Origin of the sequence: Candidatus Venteria ishoeyi, from assembly GCF_030378065.1 — a bacterium.
In the GTDB taxonomy this organism is placed as follows: domain Bacteria; phylum Pseudomonadota; class Gammaproteobacteria; order Beggiatoales; family Beggiatoaceae; genus Venteria; species Venteria ishoeyi.
Genome location: NZ_JAUCGJ010000015.1, coordinates 1 through 18,597 on the forward strand (window position 1 = coordinate 1; position 18,597 = coordinate 18,597).

General features: G+C 43.3%; 15 protein-coding genes. 6 read left to right on the top strand and 9 right to left on the bottom strand.

Translation table 11 applies throughout. The features are described from left to right. The 4 genes from QUF61_RS06770 to QUF61_RS06785 form a co-directional block, all read left to right on the top strand. A partial coding sequence (locus QUF61_RS06770) for a winged helix-turn-helix domain-containing protein (protein WP_289681082.1) occupies nt 1–311 on the top strand: 311 nt, incomplete at its 5' end. 6 nt (nt 312–317) lie between these two features. Further along, a complete protein-coding gene (locus tag QUF61_RS06775; RefSeq protein WP_289681084.1) occupies nt 318–542 on the top strand; it encodes a hypothetical protein in 225 nt (74 codons plus the stop codon). A gap of 286 nt (nt 543–828) precedes the next feature. Next, nucleotides 829–2,613 (top strand): ATP-dependent nuclease, encoded by a 1,785-nt coding sequence (locus tag QUF61_RS06780; protein WP_289681085.1) that lies wholly within the window; start codon nt 829–831, stop codon nt 2,611–2,613. After that, on the top strand, nt 2,600–4,495 hold the full coding sequence (locus QUF61_RS06785) for an ATP-dependent helicase (RefSeq protein ID WP_289681086.1): 1,896 nt from the start codon (nt 2,600–2,602) through the stop codon (nt 4,493–4,495). The genes QUF61_RS06780 and QUF61_RS06785 overlap by 14 nt, the downstream gene beginning before the upstream one ends. Nucleotides 4,496–4,553: 58 nt before the next feature. Here the strand turns inward: QUF61_RS06785 and QUF61_RS06790 are convergent, their stop codons facing one another. From QUF61_RS06790 to QUF61_RS06820, 7 genes are all read right to left on the bottom strand, one after another. Continuing rightward, a complete protein-coding gene (locus QUF61_RS06790) occupies nt 4,554–5,801 on the bottom strand; it encodes a transposase (protein WP_289681087.1) in 1,248 nt (415 codons plus the stop codon). Between the two features lie 541 nt (nt 5,802–6,342). Beyond that, the gene (locus tag QUF61_RS06795) at nt 6,343–6,996 is read right to left on the bottom strand and encodes a histidine phosphatase family protein (RefSeq protein ID WP_289681088.1); all 654 of its coding nucleotides are present in this window, start codon (nt 6,994–6,996) and stop codon (nt 6,343–6,345) included. Continuing rightward, entirely contained in the window at nt 6,993–8,663 is a 1,671-nt protein-coding gene (locus QUF61_RS06800; protein ID WP_289681089.1) for a methyltransferase, read from the bottom strand. Before QUF61_RS06800 ends, QUF61_RS06795 begins: the two co-directional genes overlap by 4 nt. Next, a complete protein-coding gene (locus QUF61_RS06805) occupies nt 8,660–9,703 on the bottom strand; it encodes a radical SAM/SPASM domain-containing protein (protein WP_289681090.1) in 1,044 nt (347 codons plus the stop codon). Before QUF61_RS06805 ends, QUF61_RS06800 begins: the two co-directional genes overlap by 4 nt. After that, complete coding sequence (locus tag QUF61_RS06810) at nt 9,696–10,997, bottom strand: glycosyltransferase (protein WP_289681091.1); 1,302 nt, start codon at nt 10,995–10,997, stop codon at nt 9,696–9,698. The genes QUF61_RS06805 and QUF61_RS06810 overlap by 8 nt, the downstream gene beginning before the upstream one ends. Continuing rightward, a complete protein-coding gene (locus QUF61_RS06815; protein WP_289681093.1) occupies nt 10,994–11,917 on the bottom strand; it encodes an NAD-dependent epimerase/dehydratase family protein in 924 nt (307 codons plus the stop codon). Before QUF61_RS06815 ends, QUF61_RS06810 begins: the two co-directional genes overlap by 4 nt. A gap of 65 nt (nt 11,918–11,982) precedes the next feature. Next, entirely contained in the window at nt 11,983–12,258 is a 276-nt protein-coding gene (locus tag QUF61_RS06820; RefSeq protein WP_289681095.1) for a hypothetical protein, read from the bottom strand. 381 nt (nt 12,259–12,639) lie between these two features. Here QUF61_RS06820 and QUF61_RS06825 point away from each other — a divergent pair, with 381 nt between their 5' ends. Beyond that, entirely contained in the window at nt 12,640–13,113 is a 474-nt protein-coding gene (locus QUF61_RS06825) for an REP-associated tyrosine transposase (protein ID WP_289681096.1), read from the top strand. Between the two features lie 24 nt (nt 13,114–13,137). Here the strand turns inward: QUF61_RS06825 and QUF61_RS06830 are convergent, their stop codons facing one another. After that, nucleotides 13,138–13,464, bottom strand: coding sequence for a nitrilase-related carbon-nitrogen hydrolase (locus QUF61_RS06830; protein ID WP_289681097.1), 327 nt, complete (start codon nt 13,462–13,464; stop codon nt 13,138–13,140). Nucleotides 13,465–13,595: 131 nt separating this feature from the next. Here QUF61_RS06830 and QUF61_RS06835 point away from each other — a divergent pair, with 131 nt between their 5' ends. Then, entirely contained in the window at nt 13,596–14,216 is a 621-nt protein-coding gene (locus QUF61_RS06835; protein ID WP_289681098.1) for a thermonuclease family protein, read from the top strand. A gap of 211 nt (nt 14,217–14,427) precedes the next feature. Here the strand turns inward: QUF61_RS06835 and QUF61_RS06840 are convergent, their stop codons facing one another. After that, nucleotides 14,428–18,438 (bottom strand): ribonucleoside-diphosphate reductase subunit alpha, encoded by a 4,011-nt coding sequence (locus QUF61_RS06840; protein ID WP_289681100.1) that lies wholly within the window; start codon nt 18,436–18,438, stop codon nt 14,428–14,430. Nucleotides 18,439–18,597: the final 159 nt, after the last annotated feature.

Here is an 18,597-nt window from a genome sequence, read left to right on the forward strand (position 1 = left end):
AGAGCAAAGAACGGGTATTGATTTATTTAAGTGCACGTAAACAAGGATATGCGCGAGAAATTGCCCAATTCTTTAACACCAGCGTGACACCCATCCAGAGACAACTGGATTTACTGGAAGAATACGGGATTTTATATAGTGAAACGCAAGGGCGAACCATATTATATGCACTCAATCCACGCTATCCACTCCATAAAGAACTCCGGCTATTAATGACCAAAGCCTTACAGTTTTATCCTGCGGAAGAACAGGAGAAACTGACGATGGAACGCCGTCGCCCACGTAGAAAAAATAAGCCGTTAAGCTTATGAAAAACTTTGAAAACATATCAAGGGGAATTGCTTTTATTAATTGTGACAGACTATATTAAAGATCGTTTGAGTGCTTATTTTTATTGGGATAATCAACAACCTTTTGTGCAGGCGGTAAATATTGCCAAAGAACAGGTTTTTGATTTGGAAAATATTCGGCAATGGGCTGAAGAAGAACACAGTAGTTCCCAGTCAGAATCGTGTAACACACTGATATTTAACGCATATTAGAATATTAGTGCTCACTAAGTTGTAAAAATACAACCTGGTTTATCAATGACTTGCAAGGCGACCGGGAATTGCTAAGAAGAACATGAACTGGAAAAATTTACTACATTTGAAAAAAAATTTATAGATAAACCCCATCTAAGTTGAAAATCACAATTTTTATCATTCCCGTGTACGTCATCCTGCGTAGGCAAGGACTGGAATCCAGGCATTGCAAATAGCGGCTGGATACCTACCTGTGTAGGTATGATATTAAGAGAAAATTTTTTCTGATTACAGGTTCCGTGAAATGAGTATTTTTATTGAAAAAACCCGCATTCGTAATTTTCGTTCTTTACGGCAAGTTGATATCACTCTCTCACCTAATGTCACGCTTTTGGTTGGTGCCAATAATGCCGGAAAAACCACATTCTTACGCGCCTTAGGCATTGCCCTGAATGCTGATCGTCGCTTTATCAGTCAAGACGACTTGTTTATTGATAAAGATGGAAATGCTCTCGGTGAGGATGAAAGGGCTATTTGGATTGATGTAAAAATCGTTCCTGCTGATGGTCGTAGTGAGTTTGACGATTTGTGGCTTGATGCATTTGGAGTTGACGCAAAGATAGATGCAAGTGGTCAGCAGTTTTTCGCATTCAGAACGCAGATAGAATTTGGTGTACTCAACAAACAAGCGCAAATAAAACGCTATGTTATTAACACTTGGGAATCTAATTCCGCTGACGAAAACTCGGAAGTCTCTGCGAACTTATCAGGTATTCCATTTCATTTTATTGATGCGCAACGGGATTTAAATGAAGACGTGCATCAGCGTACTTCTCACTTCGGCAGTTTAACCGGCAAAATTGAATATGATCAGGCTCAGCGAAGAGCCTTGGAAAATGCGCTTGCGCAGCTTAATGAAGATGCGGTTGCCAGAAGTGCAGTTTTATTGCATTTGCGCACTTCCTTGGCCGAACTCAATAAAACGGTGCAGGAAAGAGGACGCGGGGTTGAAATTACCCCGTTTCCAAAAAAAGTACGCGATTTACACAAAGGCATGAAAGTGCATTTTCAAGATGGTGGATCAGATACCTTCAGCCTTGAATATCACGGTATGGGTACGCGCAGTTGGGCATCTTTGCTGGCATTCAAAGCTAAAGTCAGTTGGGATTCTGCTGAAAAACAGGAAGAAAATGAACCATTTTTCCCTATTTTGGGTTTAGAGGAACCTGAAGCGCATTTGCATCCTAATGCACAGCGCCAGGTTTACCGGCAACTTGCGGAAATTAGCGGACAGAAAATTATCAGCACACATTCGCCTTATATTGCGGCGTTGGCGGATTTGTCTGAAATACGACATTTTTACAAAGCATCAGATATAACTGTATTAAATAGAATTGATACTGCAGCATTAAACACTGATGAGCGTAGAAAGTTAAAACGAGAAGTGCTTCAAAGTAATGGAGAGTTACTCTTTTCAAAAGCAATTATCTTATTTGAAGGGGAAACGGAATCACAGGCTTTACCAATATTTGCAAAAAAATATTGGAATATGGATCCATTTGAAATGGGATTAACTTTTATTGCTGTCAATGGTAATAACTATAAGCCATTTTTATTGCTGGCAAGCGCTTTCAATGTTCCGTGGTTTATTTTTAGTGACTATGATAAAACTGGTATAAAGAGAGGGGTTGATAACGCACTTTCTGATATTGGTTTGGATTCTGCAATGCCCCACTCAAATGCAGTAAAACTAAATATGTCGATAGAAGATTACCTCATCTCAGAGTCATATCAGTCTCAACTGAAAGCAGGTATTAATGCGTGGTACGCAGTTACAACAGCACCGGATACCGATCAGAGGCAAATAGACGCTGGAGTTACAAAAATAAACAGTTATACGGATGAAAAATTGTTACGTGACATATCCTCTGATAATGGCAAAGTTCGATATCCTTCTTTTTGGGCTAAAGAAATCATAAAGTTATCTGATGATCGTGCTATCCCTCCAAAAATACGAGACCTTTTCAACGCAATCAGCACAACAACACTTCATCCAATACAAGAGCAAATATCCAATGATGCTATCTGATGAACAGCAATATATTGTTGATACCTGGACTACTGACGGCGGCGCAATGCTTGTATCCGCCTCCGCCGGTAGCGGAAAAACCCGTGTATTGAGTGAATCAGTTCGGCGTTTGTTGGACTTTTCGCCGAAAGAAAAATTCCGTATTCTATGCCTGACTTTTACGAATAAGGCTGCGGAAGAAATGCAGGATCGTCTTAAAATTGTCAAAGGTATAAAGGGCAGGGCATTTATCAATACCATTCATGCGTTTGGTCTGGATGTTATCAAAGCTTATCGGCATGAACTTGGTTATATTGATATGCCGCATATCGTCGAAAAAGATGCAGACCGTAAAGATATTTTGAAAAAAGTGTTTCTACAAAGTCCTATACTTGAGCCATATTTTATGCACCTTGCTGAAAACTCACAGGAAAACAGCTTGGAAGTGCATCAAAAGAAAATACTGACAAATTCTTTGGTATGGATTTCCAATCAGAAAAAAAAACTGATTTTCCTTGATGATGATGCAACAGAATACAATGGCTGGAAACAAGAGCACTTTCACTTGTATAAGCTATACAGCCAACACTTACGTAATCAAAACCTGATTGAGTTTGATGATATTTTGCTATTGGCCTGGAAGCTTCTTTCCATTCCTTCTGTTGCATCTATTTATCAAAGATTATACCGCTATGTATTAGTCGATGAAGCGCAAGACTTAAATTTTACCCAGTATCAAATTATAAAAGTTTTATGCGGCGAGAATATTCGCAATATTTTGATGGTAGGTGATGCTAACCAAGCCATTCATGGTTATGCAGGGGCAAGTAAAGAGTATATGTTTACTGAATTTGTGCTAGATTTTTCCGCCAAACAAGCTAAGATAGAAAAAAATTATCGCTCATCTCAAACTGTATTAAATATAGCGAATACAATCATAAAATCTACACTAAATGATAGTAAAAATCAGTTTTTTAAAGGCATAGGTGAAATTCATAGCTTTGCAAATGAAAATGAAGAAGCACAGTGGATTGTTAACAAAATAACTAAGTTACTTAATTTGAACTCAGGTGAATTTGATGGTTCTGTCACACTAGATAAAATTGCTGTCCTGGCAAGAAATCGCTTTGTATTTTCAAGTCTTATTAATGTACTAGATAACAGTATTTTATCTTCTAGATATTTACTAAAAAAAGGTACGGATAGCTTACAACCTGAATCAATATTGATGAAATTTTTTGATTTAGGAATGAGGGTTATATGCAACCCAAAAGGTGATGTTTATCAGCGACAGTTACTTTCATTAGCTAGACTGGATTTTACTAAAAACAAACATACTACCGGCTTAGAGTTTCTTAAAAAACAAAAACTATCAATATACCCTCAATTGATAAATGCTTGGGAAGCTATTGATAAGAGTCATTCAAATTTCCCTAAAGCGCTCGATATGTTGCTTGAAAATCAGAGTGAGATTGACGATAAGGAACGTGAATATGCCCAAAAAGATATAGAAGAATGGCGTGCAGCATGGAAAAAATATATCACTAATACTCCTCCCAATACGAGAACTTTGGCTGACTTTCGGCGCTATACCGTGATGGGATTTAATAAAACTCATAGCACAACGGAGCAACTTACGCTTGCGACAGTCCATACTTCTAAAGGTCTTGAGTTTGATATTGTCTTTTTAATGGGTATGACTGAGGGTACATTTCCTGACTATCGCGCAAAAACCCAACAGGCGCTGGATGAAGAAAAAAATAATGCTTATGTAGCTGTCACAAGAGCAAAACGGCATATATATATCACGTATCCTCGGCAAAAAAGAATGCCTTGGGATGCTGATCATGTACAAAAGAAATCTAGATTTATTTGTAAATTATATGAATCTAAGCACGAATAAGCCGGTATCCGTTCAACCCGGTAGGTGGGCGAAATTCCGTCCAATGCACTTTGTGTTGTTACTGAACTGAAAACTCCGAAAAACTATTCTGAGATACCAACATACGCTTGCATCTCGGAATAAAGCTCATCAGAAATATGATGTTGCTCTCTGAATTTATGAATTTATTGACACTTTCTGCTATCAGCAGCTTTTTCAAACCTTGAAGAAAAAAGTAACGTGTAACCTTTCCTTTACCACCGCCTAAATCGCAAATCATTATAATCGTAGCGTTTTTTGTTAGTTCAGAGTCTATTTCATAAAAGTATCCGCCCACAAAAAAGCAGATGGCTATGATGTTCTTTATCGATTCCCAATCTCTGACTTGAAATTCTTCCCAGCCAAGCACCTCCTTCAAAAATTTGAAGACTGACTCAATCTTGCTGCGCAGCAAATAAATACGATAAATTTCTTGTGCTTCTAGATAAGAGTTGACCTCAATGGTCGTCATCAACAGCATCGGTTCTTTGTATAATTTTGAGCCATCTCTCTTATATAGCGTGGCACGGATGGTCGTATAATTATGACCATTTAGGTTGATTTTATCCCATTCTATTAGACACTTAGCATTTTGATAGCATTTGCCTTTTAAGGTAAGCTTGTTGATTAGATACACTTTCTGATTGGCAAACGTACTGTTGATTAATTTGATATGGACTTTTCGCCCCGTGTCTGGATTGATTTTCGCCTGGTTGGAATTGCGGCTTTTTTTAACGCGCACAACCGCATCATCACCCAGTTTGTCTTTGACGAACTCTAAGTATTCAATGCTGTCAACCGCTCTATCATGAACGTGGCAAAGCGATATATCAGGGGATGCTTGCTTAAAGGCTTCACTTTGTTTTTTCAGGTGTTTTTTTAGAATCACGCCCATATTGATAAGGCTTTCATCTTCTATTTTTTCCGCTATTTCAGCTTTTCTTATCGGGTTTTTGATATTGTCTTTGTGATAATCCTCCAGCTCCTTTTTGCAGATAAAATCATCATCTTTATTGCTGAAAACACTGATGTTAGACAGTGTCAGATTCTTTTTGCGCTCATCTAAAATCACGCTATTTAACGTGGTATAACCGTTAACTATCTTGCCATCCAAGGTTCGAACTTTGCCCTGGTTTTCCTGCTTTGAAGCATGAGGTTTGCGAATATCACAATGGTCACTAAAAATATACAAGCGACTGTTATTACATAGCTTTTCAACGCTATTTTTAATCAAGGCATTGGATATTTTTTCATCATCTAAAACCAATTTTAAAGAATTATCTATCAACTTTTTACTTCTCTCAAACTCACGTTTGTCATCACTAATTTGCCATAATTTTATCGTCTTGTTTTCAACAATTTTTTTAAAAGGTTTTCAGCTTTTTTTACGACTCTTGTGTCAATAAAACAGCTAGTTACCTTGTTGATATATCCTGTTAATGTCATGTTTTATCCCTACTTATAGTAGTTTAATTTAGTGATTGCAGTCAATTATAACTGCAATATAGTTTTTCGGAGTTTTCAGTAGCTTATGATGGTGTAAGCTATATTGATTGACTTTGGTGCTGGCTATAGCCTTCGAGGGAAGGGTTAATTACCAACAATATCAATCAATTGGAATTAACTAGGGGTTTGAGCAACCACCGCTTTCCCCCAAACCCCCGATTAATTCCAGGCTAACGAGTGCGGGTCGTGATCAAGCCTCATGTGAACCGAGCCATCGCCAAGGCATTGGGGCTAATTTGTCCAAAGTCCAATTTATTTAATTCAGGAGAAATTCAGTACACCCACATAAATAACTATGTGATTTGTACTTGTAGAGTGGATTTTTAGTAACAGTAATTGCGATAAGCTGTGCAGATGGTTTGCTGTTCATGCCAAAAAAATACACCTTCTAAATATTCAGGGCATTGATACTGAGTTATTTTTTGTTTGAGCAAACGCAAAGCGGTTGCTGCCACCAGCGAGTCGTGGGTAACAAAGACATGAATTCCTGCTTCAGTCCCTGTAATATTCAGCATATGCTGCACCAACAAGTGCGCTGCAAATGCTGGGTTTTCCATACCGGACAATACTTGCTCACTATTTACTAGGAATAGCATCATGCTTTCATGTCCTTGTTCTTGCCAATGCTGTCCAGCTTGTTGATCATCTAAAACATATACTCCTGGATCACCCAGCAATCGATCTGGAAAAATATTTATTTCAACACCGCTACCTTCGCGTAAGGCTTCGGATGTTTGTATACAACGCAACAAAGGACTGGAATGCAGTGTTTTTAGGCGTGAACTCAATTGCTTACCAAGTTCAATTGCTAGTTTTCTACCTTCAGGAATGATGGGTACATGATAGCAACTTTCATTAAGAGGTAAAGGTTCACGTACTGAATGCCTTAATAAGAGTGCAACCGGGCGATCAGCAGGTACTTTTTTTAGCCAGAGCAAAGTACTTGTTGGGATTCGCCAATGTGAATCGGTTCTCATTCTGCCTCCCCTACTATCACACTGGGTAAAGCATTGAGCTTATGTACGGCTGATAGCTTGAAATTAGCTTGTGCTAACAAATCCTTATAGCCAGATAAGCTACGTTCTCGCCCACCTGTAGCCATCAATAAATGTAAATCACATAAACCTCCTGCTGAATTATCTTCGGGCAATAACATCTCTACAATAAATACCTGTCCACCAGAACATAATGCTGTATGTGTACGTTGTAAAATATGTAGCGCATCGCTATCATCCCAATCATGTAAAACACGCGCTAATATCACTGCATCAGCGTCGGTTTCCCAATCAGAAAATAAGTCTTTTTCTAAATAGCTTAGGTGGGGATTTGACGGTATCTGTAGTTTAGCCTGAGCAATGACTTCAGGACGCTCCAGCAAAGTAACATGCATATCTGGATAGGTTTGTAATAAGTTATTCGTCAACACCCCTAGACCACCACCAGCATCAATAACATTTTCATTACCTTGTAAGCTCAATACAGTGAGCACTTCAGAATAATCATGTTGTGCATAGCTTGACAGCATTTGATGGTGGCGTTCTCGGCGTTGTTTATCATTTGCTACATTGGCAAAAATCATTGGTTTTTGCCATTGCCCATCACACTTTAATGCTTCAGATAAACTCATCCACATGGATGTAAAAGCACCTGCATACTCTTGTGCTGCGCCTGCCAATGTTAACGGATGTTTAGTTTGTAAATATTGACCACGTTCAGTGCAATACCAGGTATCTGTGTCTTGCTGTACTAAAGCTAATTCAGCCAAGGCTCGTAATAAACGCTGACTGCGCTCAACAGTTAGCCTACAATTATTAGCAATAATTTCAGTATTTGCTGGTAAGTTATCAAGTACACCTAATTCCACTGCGGAAGCAATGGTTTGAGTACGCCAAAAGCCAACCATATCTGCCGACAATTCAGCAAATTCACTGCGTAGAGCAGGTCTGAGTTGAACCAAGGTTTTACCTGTTTCATCAATTAGTTCTAAAGCACCGTTAAAGCACTCAACTCGTGCTTGCCCATTGTAGAAAGGTTCGACGGCGGTAAATCGATGTTTATAAATTGGTTTACCCTGTTGGTTAATATGCATCCAGCCCGCCTCATCTCTAGCGCGAGCAAAGCCTTTGTGAAAGACATCTAAATCTAAAAACCAAACTTGATGTAGGTATTCACCTTGTGTATTGATGTGGGTAGAATAGCCATTATCTGCCTGCACAACGGCAATATCCGTGCGAAAATCCCCTGCATAGCACCAACGCTGTGCATAAGCCTCTTTGCCATTAGGCTGAATATGCCAATACTCACCAGCGGTATTGCGCACACTACACCGCCTGCCCTGAAAATTGCCACACCAAGCATAGTTTTGTGGAGAAATAGCCGTACCTGTGGAATCAATATGATACCAGCCATCAACGGCAATAACTGCTGCCAAGCCTTCATAAAAGCCAAAGGTGCGCTGGAAATGCTGTGGGTAAGCGGCTTTACCGTCCGGGTGGATATGCCAGGCTTTATCATTTAAGCTCACAGCGGCAAGCCCCGGTGGATGAAAAGCCAGCACTTCGCTAAAGCGTTGCTCGTAGGCCGGAGTGTTTTGCCGTAGATGATGAGTATTATCAGGTGCGGGCTGTAATTTTTGCCAACTCATTGGCTCTCCTTAGGCTTACGCATATTACAAGCAATACACAATGGTTGTTGCTGGTAATTTTGCTGCAAAACTTGGTAAGCCTCGCTGTACCAGATGGCGGCCAAGCTTTGTTCATGCAAATTGCCAAAATTGCCTAAGCTACGCCGCTGTATATCTGGAGCACAGCAGGGATCAAAACGCCCTTGAGTATTGATCCAGGCTTCTTGTCCTAAAAATGGACATTCACCATCGAGCATCAGGTTTTGTGTTGCTTTGACTTCTAAGGGGTAAATGTTTTCCAGTAAAACTTTTTTTCCATTTGGCAAGCGGTCTGTTTCAGCAATAGTTTGCGCTTGTTCAACGACTTGATTCCAACGCTCTATCGCCTCTGCGTTACGGCGCAGAGATAGTGGCTCAATTGCTGAAAAATGCGCCCATAGGTGATGACCTTTCACCCGATCCACACCTAATTGTGCTGCCAGCTTGATGATGTCGGGCAATTCTGCCAGATTCGATTCTAAAAAGGTCAACTGAAATGTGATACGGCAATAATCGCCGCCTTGTGCTGCCTGTTCATTTCTAACTTGGATAAAGTGTTTAAGATTGTTTAAGGCTTTATCCCAACGCGCCCCCAACATAATTTTTTCGTGAGTTTTTGCTGTTGCACCATTCCAAGAAAATTTTACATCAGAAGTCACTGGTACAATGCGCTGCGCCCAATAGTCCACGCCACCTTTACCATTATGCTTGGGAAAGCTGCCATTAGTAGTGAGATTGAGTTTAACTTGATACTGCTGACAAAGTTCAAGAATACGTTCAAAATCATCATATAACAGTGGTTCTCCCATAGTTGAAGGAATTACCTCGCGCAAGCCTAAAGGTGCTGCTTCAGCAATAATTTTTTCAATCAAGGCAATCGGCATCCGCCGCTTTTGGCTTTGTGTGGTGCGCCGATTGGGGTTATGTTCTGAATGCTCTTCACACATGACGCAGCGAAAATTACAGTCATCTGGGTTGGTATCAAAGGTGATGCGCCAAGGGCTGGATGCTTGGTTAATCATGTTGCAACACTTTGTGGTAAATCGCTTCAATATCCTGTACATGGCTGGCTAAATCGGGAATATTGCCGTCTTTGCTTTGTGCGTAGCCATGTTGTCCAAGACGCTGCGCCAGTGCGGGATCATCAACAAAAACCTGCATTTGTACTGCCATATCATCAAGATTGCGATGCTCAAAACACAAACCATTGACTTGATGATGGACGTATTCACCCATGCCGCCTGCATTCGCGGTAATCACAGGGACTCGTGCTTGTAAGGCTTCATGAATTACCAAGGGCGAGTTCTCCACCCATACAGAGGGTACAACGATGGCATCTACATGATTAAATACATCTTGTACAATTTCTTGATTACGGTATTCACTACGCCACTCGATGTGCGCGGCTTTATCGGCTGGCAAAACCTGAGCTAAAGTGCGTAAGGCATCCGTCTCTTGTCCTCGTGCTCTGCCCCAAATGCGTAATTTAGCATCACCATTCACTTTCCCAAACGCTTGAATTAACTGATGAATACCTTTGGCGGGGATATGTGTGCCAATATAGCCAAAAGTAAACGGCTCGCCAGATAGTCGCTTGCGTCCCTGCAAACGGCTGACATCAAAACCATAATCTAAATAACGTAGTTTACTTTCAGGTAAGCCGAAATCATCACGATAACGGTTATGGAGATAACGTGCAGGTGCAATAAATACATCAACTAAATCCACCATTTCGCGTACATGCGCCATGCGTCGCGCCACCCAATCCGTCCAATAATTCACATCTTGCTCATATTCTGCCTCTGCACCAGAAAAATACCGTGCATAACAATGCTCAGCGCATTTGCGATCTGCTTGTCCCTCGCAAGCCGCCCATAAATTGTGAGGTTCTTCTGGAAACATTTGCATAAATTGCCCACGTGGACACATCAGCCAATAATCATGCAAGGTATAGACTATAGGAATCTGGTGTTGTGCAGCTTGTTTCACTAAGGAAGTAGATAAATGATTAAGATGGCCAATATGTACGACATCAGGTTTCAAGCTATCGAGTAATTCGGTAAAACGCTGATCTACAATTGTGTGGCGATAACGATCCTTATAATTGGGTAAATTAATGATATGTAGCTTAATTTGTGGTTGGTCTGCATCAAATTCTTCACGTAGAGTGTAATCCGGCGCAAAGGCATTTTCTTCACGAGTAAACACATGCACTTCATGGTGTTGTGCTAGACCATGACTGAGGGTTTGTGTATAGACTTCAGAACCTGCGTTATAACGCATCGGATAACCATGAATTACTTGTAAAATTTTCATGCAATGACCTCTGTTGTTGTGATTAATTCAGCCGTAAAATCTGCAATTAACTGTTTTAAGCCTTGCTCGATTGAAATTTGCGCTGACCAATTGAGCAGAGTTTTTGCACGGGTTGGATTACCATAAAACTTAGCCACATCAAAATTACGCTCTTTAGCTTCATGAATTTGTGATCTGCCTTGGCCTAACTGATTTGCCAGTGTCGCCAACTGCCCCAAAGTCGTTGCGTTGCCCGTCAACAAATGAATCGGCGGTAAATCCCGTACCCCAGCCTGCAAACGTTGCACAGCCGCCAAAATACCGCGCACCGTATCGCTGACATGGGTAAAATCAAAGGTATGATTTGTGCCATCGACACGCATTCCTTGCCCTAAAGCGGCTGCGTGAGCAAAAGCTGGAACGACCCGATCAGCATGATCCTTTGTACAACCATAGACATTCGACAAGCGCACAATGGCGGTTTGCAAGCCGTGCTGACGCGCTCCCAAAACTGCATTTTCTGCGTCACGTTTTGCATGAGCATACACATTCATCGGCTGCAACGGCATATCTTCATGCACTGGCAGACTTTCAGGTTGTCCATAAACCTCGCGGCTACTGGAAAAAATCACCCACGGCGGAGTTGTTTGTTCTTGCGCAACTTGCAGTACATTTCGCATTCCTTGGAAATTAGTCAAACGACACAGTTCAGGAGCTTGCTCGCCCCAAATCACTCGCGACACAGCAGCGAGATTAATCACTCCAACACAGCCCTGCATTGCCTGACGTAAGGTTTCTATCTGAGTAATATCGCCATAGTTTGCGTGTGTTTGTGGATAGGTTTTATCAAAAGCAATGACTTGGAAATGATGCTGGGATAATAACGGGGATAGGGTACGACCGATTAAACCCACTGCACCAGTAATAAGAATTTTAGACATGGATATTCTCCAAAAAAATACCTGCAAGCATTGCTTACAGGTAAATTTCAATCAATCAAAGAAAGTTAGTGAGTTTTTTTGTGGTTAGGATTTAACTGCTTGCCACGATCACCCTGAGCTTGATCGTATTGAGGATTTGTGCCAGGTGTCCCCTTATTGGGATTTTTAATATTGGCTTCATTATCTTCAGGTTTTATTTTCTTGCCTGCTTCGATAATGTAAGGAATATCTTGGATTGGTGGCATTTCTTCATATCCGCGACTTTTCCAATAAGCGGTGTGGCAGGGATTGAGTTGATTAGCGTGATTATCTCGCGCAGATTGGTCAGTTAAATGACTCATAATTAATGCTCCATAAATTAATAAATCTTCTCGGACAACTTCCACCGCATAACAGAGTCTCTACACGGCTTTTTGAGCATAAAACCAGGAAAGTGTCTTAGAAGAAAAAAAGTAAGGTCAGTTTACATCGGTAACTATTTAACGTTCTGCCAGACTCTGTATTGGATGGCAGATAAAACCACGTAAGCTATTTTTAAGGATAAATCTGAGACTACAAAAATGCAACTTTAAAAATAAAGACAGACAAAGAAAACCCGACCAACAAATTCTCCCACCGTTCCCAAATTTAACGGTAATGGTGGGCAAAATGCTGGTAAAGCACGTACCGCAACCCAATATTGTCACGGCATTTCGCCCCACATTTTTGCGGTATGATACGGCATGCCTCATTATATCCGCATGGAACAACCGGGCGGCTGTTATTTTTTTACCATTGTCACTTATCGGCAGCGATGCTTTTTGACTGATGAACTGGCACGGCATTTTCTGCATGAGGCGATTATCAAAATCCGGCAAAACCACTCTTTTGAAATTGATGCCTGGGTGTTGCTGCCGGATTATTTGCATTGCATCTGGACACTGCTAGAAGGCGATGATGATTATTCTATCTGTTGGAATGTCATCAAAATCTTGTTCACCCGCCGTGCAATACCGCATTATCACAATATCGAATGGATGAATGCATCAAAAATCAAACACTGCAAATCAACGCTTTGGCAACGTCGCTTCTGGGGGCGCATCATCTACGATGACCGCGACTATACTAACCACGTCGATTACATCCATTACAATCCCATCAAACGCGGCTGGGCCGAACATCCTCGCGATTGGTCATATTCTACCTATCATTGTTAAACTTGCTTTAAACTGAAACGACTACTAATGCAGCAGCACTTTTGCATTTTTATCAATAAGCACGGCACTGTTGTACATCGCTTCCCCGTCCCGTTCCGGCCAACCGGTGACAATTGCTATGGCATACTTTTGCGCAATGTTCTGTAATTGCAAAATAGATGCGCCATGAACTGGCTCAGATAGTGTATGGAAGGTTCGGGCATCCAGATGATAACCACTGATAAAAAGTTCTGCAGTAATCAGCATATCAGCGCCTTGCTGTGCTGCGTGACTGGCATATTTTTCAATGTATTCCAGGTTACGCTGTTTTTCGCCTGGAAACCCATTTGATTGCAGTATGGCTATTTTCATTTTAAATATCCCGTTCTTCAACATCTGCGCAGGCATATAAGCTTGCCCCGGATACTGCGATTTCCACCTGCTCCTGAACTACAGTATATAATAACGCCTAACAATAGCGGCTTAACGGTATGGAATCAAATATGAATCAGTGCAATATAAAAAAATTAATCATCGGTATTTTATTATGGGCAGGTGTTGCTGCTGTGCAGGCAGATTGTGTGGCAGAGTATACACCGGGGACAGGATTGGAATCTGGACGCCTGGAAATTCCATGTTTGCGGGTTTCCGGCAGTGAAGATGCCTTGAGTGCAGGTTTACGCCAGGAAGGTGGCAAATTTGCGGTTGATGCAGTCGTGCTTAAACCGGAGGCGGTATGGGTTGAGCCATCAAGTGTTTATGATGGTGATACCTTTCGCACTACTATTCCAGACTGGCCGGTATTTTTTGATAATATCCGTATTCGTCTCGCAGACATTGATACACCAGAAATCAAGGGACAATGCGATGCAGAAAAAAATGCGGCTTATGCGGCGCGTGATCGGCTCTCTGAGTTATTGCACGGGGCTTTAAAGGTCGAATTGAGAAATATGAGTCAGGGTACTTATTTTCGGGTTATTGCCGAAGTTTATGTTGATGGCGTTGCGGTTGCGCAAACCTTGATAGATGAAGGTCATGCAGTTGCTTATGATGGGGGTTCACGCGATAAAATGTATTGGTGTGATACCTTGTTGTCTCCAGATGCTACAAATGCCAGCCAATAAGGAAGTTTCTGCCTGTAATGGGCTAATGCTTTCACAGTCTCTGGAGATTGGGAATAAGAGGATTGAAACCTGACAGGTCTTCAAGACCTGTCAGGTTTTCCTGAAAACCTATAGGTTTGCTTCGGGAATGCAGTGCAGTGGATTTCCTGATATATCGGGGCCACAGTTCCGGGAAAGCCCTGTCGGGCATTCCCGAAGCAAAAAGCAGGTGTTATTGACAAGCCTCACATTCTGGATCATCAATGGAACACGCCGCCGGTAGTGGCGCAGAATTATCCAGATTGAGCATGTCGCTGGCATTCACCATATTAGCCTCAGTCGCTTGCACGGTGTTTTTCTCAACCTGGGTTGCGCCCATGCTACGCAGATAATAGGTGGTTTTCAGGCCGCGCAGCCAAGCGTGTTTGTATAACTCATCCAGACGTTTACCGGAAGGCTCGCGCATGTAGAGATTCAGTGATTGTGATTGATCCAGCCATTTCTGACGGCGCGCACCGGCATCAATCAACCATTTGGGATCGATTTCAAAGGCGGTGGCGTACAAGGCTTTAATCGCTTCCGGGATGCGCTCAATATCCTGTACGCTGCCATCAAAATATTTCAGGTCATTAACCATCATTTCATCCCATAAATCCAGGGCTTTGAGATCGGCAACCAGATACGGATTGACTACGGTAAACTCGCCGGAAAGGTTGGATTTCACATACAGGTTCTGGAATGTGGGTTCGATGGATTGCGTCACGCCGGAGACGTTGGAAATGGTTGCAGTCGGTGCAATCGCCATGCAGTTAGAGTTACGCATACCGTTGGTTTGTACCTGCTGACGCAGGCTGTCCCAGTCCAGGGTTTGTTTGTCGTCCAGTTCCAGATATTCGCCACGGCTTTCAGCCAGCGCCTGCAAACTGTCAATGGGCAATATGCCCTGACTCCATAAAGAACCATCAAAAGTCGCGTATTTGCCGCGCTCTTCCGCCAGCAGCGTGGAACCCAGTATGGCGTGATAACTGATAGCTTCCATCGCCTTATCGGCAAACTCCACGGCGGCATCTGAGGCGTAGGCAATGCGTTGTTTGTATAAGGCATCCTGGAAACCCATCAAGCCCAGGCCCACCGGGCGGTGGCGCAGATTGGAGCGACGCGCCTGCGGCACTGAATAGTAGTTAATATCAATCACATTATCCAGCATCCGCATCGCAGTTTTCAGGGTACGCGCCAGTTTTTCCATATCCAGCCCGTTTTCCGTGGTATGCGCAGGCAGATTAACGCTCATCAGGTTGCACACGGCGATTTCTTCTTCCGAAGTATTTAAAGCGATCTCTGTACACAAGTTAGAGGAATGCACCACACCCACATGCTGTTGCGGCGAGCGAATGTTACAGGGGTCTTTGAAAGTCATCCAGGGATGCCCGGTTTCAAATAACATGGTGAGCATTTTGCGCCACAGTTGTACGGCGGACACTTTTTTGTACTGGCGCAGTTTGCCCAGCGCGGCCTGTTCTTCATATTCGTGATAGCGCTGCTCAAAGGCTGCACCGAATAACTCATGTAAATCCGGGGTTTCATCGGGTGAGAACAAGGTCCATTCCGCTTCCTGATGTACCCGTTTCATGAATAAATCCGGCACCCAGTTGGCGGTGTTCATGTCATGGGTGCGGCGGCGCTCGTCACCCGTGTTTTTACGCAGTTCCAGGAATTCTTCAATATCCAGATGCCAGGTTTCCAGATAGGCGCAGCCGGAACCCAGGCGCTTACCACCGTTGTGCGCCAGGGCAGATGTAGTCATATAAGACTCATCACCTTCCACTTTTAAGTCATACACAAAAGGCAAGGGGGCAATGCTGCTTACTGAACGAATACGGGTGAATAGCCAGCCTTTCCAACTCAGCCAGTTTTGTTTGCTCAGTGCTTGACAGCCCACGCGCCTGGCAATTTCAGGGATGGCAGGAATGCGCAAGTCATAGGCTTTGCACACGCCTTTAAATTCAATTTGAGTGCCGTCGGCGCGTTGTCCGGTATGATCCTGCTCACGCTCACGATATTGCCCAGCACAAGGTACGCCCAGGCGTAATAATTGATAACGCAGTCCTTCAATCAGTGCCTGCGAGGTGTTGGTAAAATAAATTTCCTTGCCGCGACTAATACCACCGTCGGTTTCAATCAAGCCTTGTAGCAAAGCCAGGGTCTGATTTTTGGGTAAATGCGCGTATTGACGCGCAATGCGTTTATGACCATCAGCGTCATAAAGGTCTTCACGTTTGAAAATAAAACCGGTTGCGTTGCCACGGGCAAATTGTCCCGTTGTGGCATCGCGCACCAGTTCACAGCCCTGCGCCCAACTGATTTGCAGATAATTTTCGCGCTGGCCTTTCTCCCAGAAATGTATGCCCTGGTTTTGCAAATAATCACGCACAAACTGTAAATGCACGTCTTGATTAGGGTTGCCACACACGCCCCATTCCATGCCGTCCTGCGTACAGTGACCATCGCCTAACAAAATACCGTACAAACGCGCTTCATCTTCATCAAAATCCGCAACCGGCACCACTTCTTTAGGAATCACCTGGGCCACATAATCGCCTTTTTGCAGGGTTCCGGCATCCTGCCATTGTGGTGTAATTTTGCCTTTTTGCAGCCATTCATAACTGCGCTGATTGGCTTGTTCCATTGGTACGCCGGAGAGTGTCCACAGTGGGTGTCCACTGGTCACGCGCAATGGGGAAATTGCATGTTTTACCTCAATTTCCACCATAGGATCGGTTTGGTTATACGCCATGCGTTGCTGCACTTCACGATAAGCACCGTGCTGACCCAATACCAGATCCCCTTTTTCTATGTCTTTGATGGCTTTCACGCCCTCACTGGTGTGCAGCAAGGTATCCGGGGCAAAACACTGGTTTACCGCCACCAGCGTATCATTCGCCACTTTCATAAACGGCACGATGCCCTGAGACTTGCCGTTGGTGCCTTTAATCCATGCACCCATTGCGCGCACGGGTGTCCAGTCATTACCCAGACCTCCGGCAAATTTAGACAATAATGCATTATCACGAATGGCAGAATAAATACCATGTAAATCATCCGGCACGGTGCTGAGATAACAACTGGACAACTGTGAACGCAAAGTACCGGCATTAAACAAGGTTGGCGTGCTGGACATGCAGTCAAAGCTGGAAAGCAGGTTATAAAACTCAATAGCACGGGCTTCACGGTCGATTTCGTTGAGGCTCAGGCCCATCGCCACGCGCATGAAAAAGGCTTGCGGCAGTTCAAAACGCACTTCACCCCAATGCAGGAAATAACGGTCATACAGGGTCTGGAAACCCAGATAAGTAAACTGGAAATCACGCTGTGGCTGAATCGCTGCCGCCAGACGCTCCAAATCAAATTCTGTCAGGGTGGGGGAGAGCAATTCATAATCCACCCCGGCCTGGATATAACGTTTGAAATATTCAGTATACAGTTCAGCCATTTGCGTGGCATTAGCTGTGGTGGGCATGTGTTGCGCGCCATCACGACTGTTAATCAAGCCCAGGGTTTCCGAGCGCAGGGTATCGAGTAATAAACGTGCCGCGACATAAGTATAATTTGGCTCTTTTTCAATCAGCATACGCGCCGTCATCACCAACACGCGATTAACTTCTTCGGCGGGAATACCGTCATACAGGTTTTTCAGGCTGTCCGCCACCACCAGTTCGGGATCAACATCATCCAGATCGGCACAGGATTCCGCCACCAGTTCATACAAGCGGGTTTCATCCAGCGGATGCAAGTTGCCATTGTGATCGGTGACGTTCAAGGCACTGGTGCGACCTGGACGGGTGGCGCGCTGGGCGGCGTGCTGCTCGCGGTATAAGACATAATCACGCGCAACTTTATGCTCGCCAGCGCGCATCAGTTCCAGTTCTACCTGATCCTGAATATCCTCAATATGCACCGTGCCATTAAATTCCATGCGCCGACTGAGGCTGTTAATGACATTTTTAACCAGTTCTTCCGCGCTGTGATGAATCCGCTCGGGTGCCTGATCCGGGCGATCACCACCATGACCTTCAACAGCGATAAAGGCTTTGGTAATGGCAATGGCAATACGCGCCGGATCAAAGGGGGCTAATTGACCATTGCGTTTAATAACGCGGTATTGCGCGTAGCGGGTAGCATCCAGGGTGGGATCCAGGTCGCTGGTTAAGGTGGCGGTGGGGGTAGAAACATTTTCCGGTTTCATGAAAGCAGGACTCCAGATTTCAGGATAAACTTAAAAAGCAAAATAATTTTTATAAACAGGTATGCGTGAAACATGCTGAACGAGGCTGAGTTTTGTTCAGATTTAATGCAGGAATTTAGAGCAGGTAAGGCTCAAAAAAGGATGATGCAATCAACAAGG

What these genes read in the sequence shown, in the direction of transcription:
- QUF61_RS06780 (WP_289681085.1), top strand. Translation starts at nt 829, where the DNA reads ATGAGTATTTTTATTGAAAAAACCCGCATTCGTAATTTTCGTTCTTTA.
- QUF61_RS06785 (WP_289681086.1), top strand. Translation starts at nt 2,600, where the DNA reads ATGATGCTATCTGATGAACAGCAATATATTGTTGATACCTGGACTACT.
- QUF61_RS06795 (WP_289681088.1), bottom strand. Translation starts at nt 6,996, where the DNA reads ATGAGAACCGATTCACATTGGCGAATCCCAACAAGTACTTTGCTCTGG.
- QUF61_RS06800 (WP_289681089.1), bottom strand. Translation starts at nt 8,663, where the DNA reads ATGAGTTGGCAAAAATTACAGCCCGCACCTGATAATACTCATCATCTA.
- QUF61_RS06805 (WP_289681090.1), bottom strand. Translation starts at nt 9,703, where the DNA reads ATGATTAACCAAGCATCCAGCCCTTGGCGCATCACCTTTGATACCAAC.
- QUF61_RS06810 (WP_289681091.1), bottom strand. Translation starts at nt 10,997, where the DNA reads ATGAAAATTTTACAAGTAATTCATGGTTATCCGATGCGTTATAACGCA.
- QUF61_RS06815 (WP_289681093.1), bottom strand. Translation starts at nt 11,917, where the DNA reads ATGTCTAAAATTCTTATTACTGGTGCAGTGGGTTTAATCGGTCGTACC.
- QUF61_RS06820 (WP_289681095.1), bottom strand. Translation starts at nt 12,258, where the DNA reads ATGAGTCATTTAACTGACCAATCTGCGCGAGATAATCACGCTAATCAA.
- QUF61_RS06825 (WP_289681096.1), top strand. Translation starts at nt 12,640, where the DNA reads ATGCCTCATTATATCCGCATGGAACAACCGGGCGGCTGTTATTTTTTT.
- QUF61_RS06830 (WP_289681097.1), bottom strand. Translation starts at nt 13,464, where the DNA reads ATGAAAATAGCCATACTGCAATCAAATGGGTTTCCAGGCGAAAAACAG.
- QUF61_RS06835 (WP_289681098.1), top strand. Translation starts at nt 13,596, where the DNA reads ATGAATCAGTGCAATATAAAAAAATTAATCATCGGTATTTTATTATGG.
- QUF61_RS06840 (WP_289681100.1), bottom strand. Translation starts at nt 18,438, where the DNA reads ATGAAACCGGAAAATGTTTCTACCCCCACCGCCACCTTAACCAGCGAC.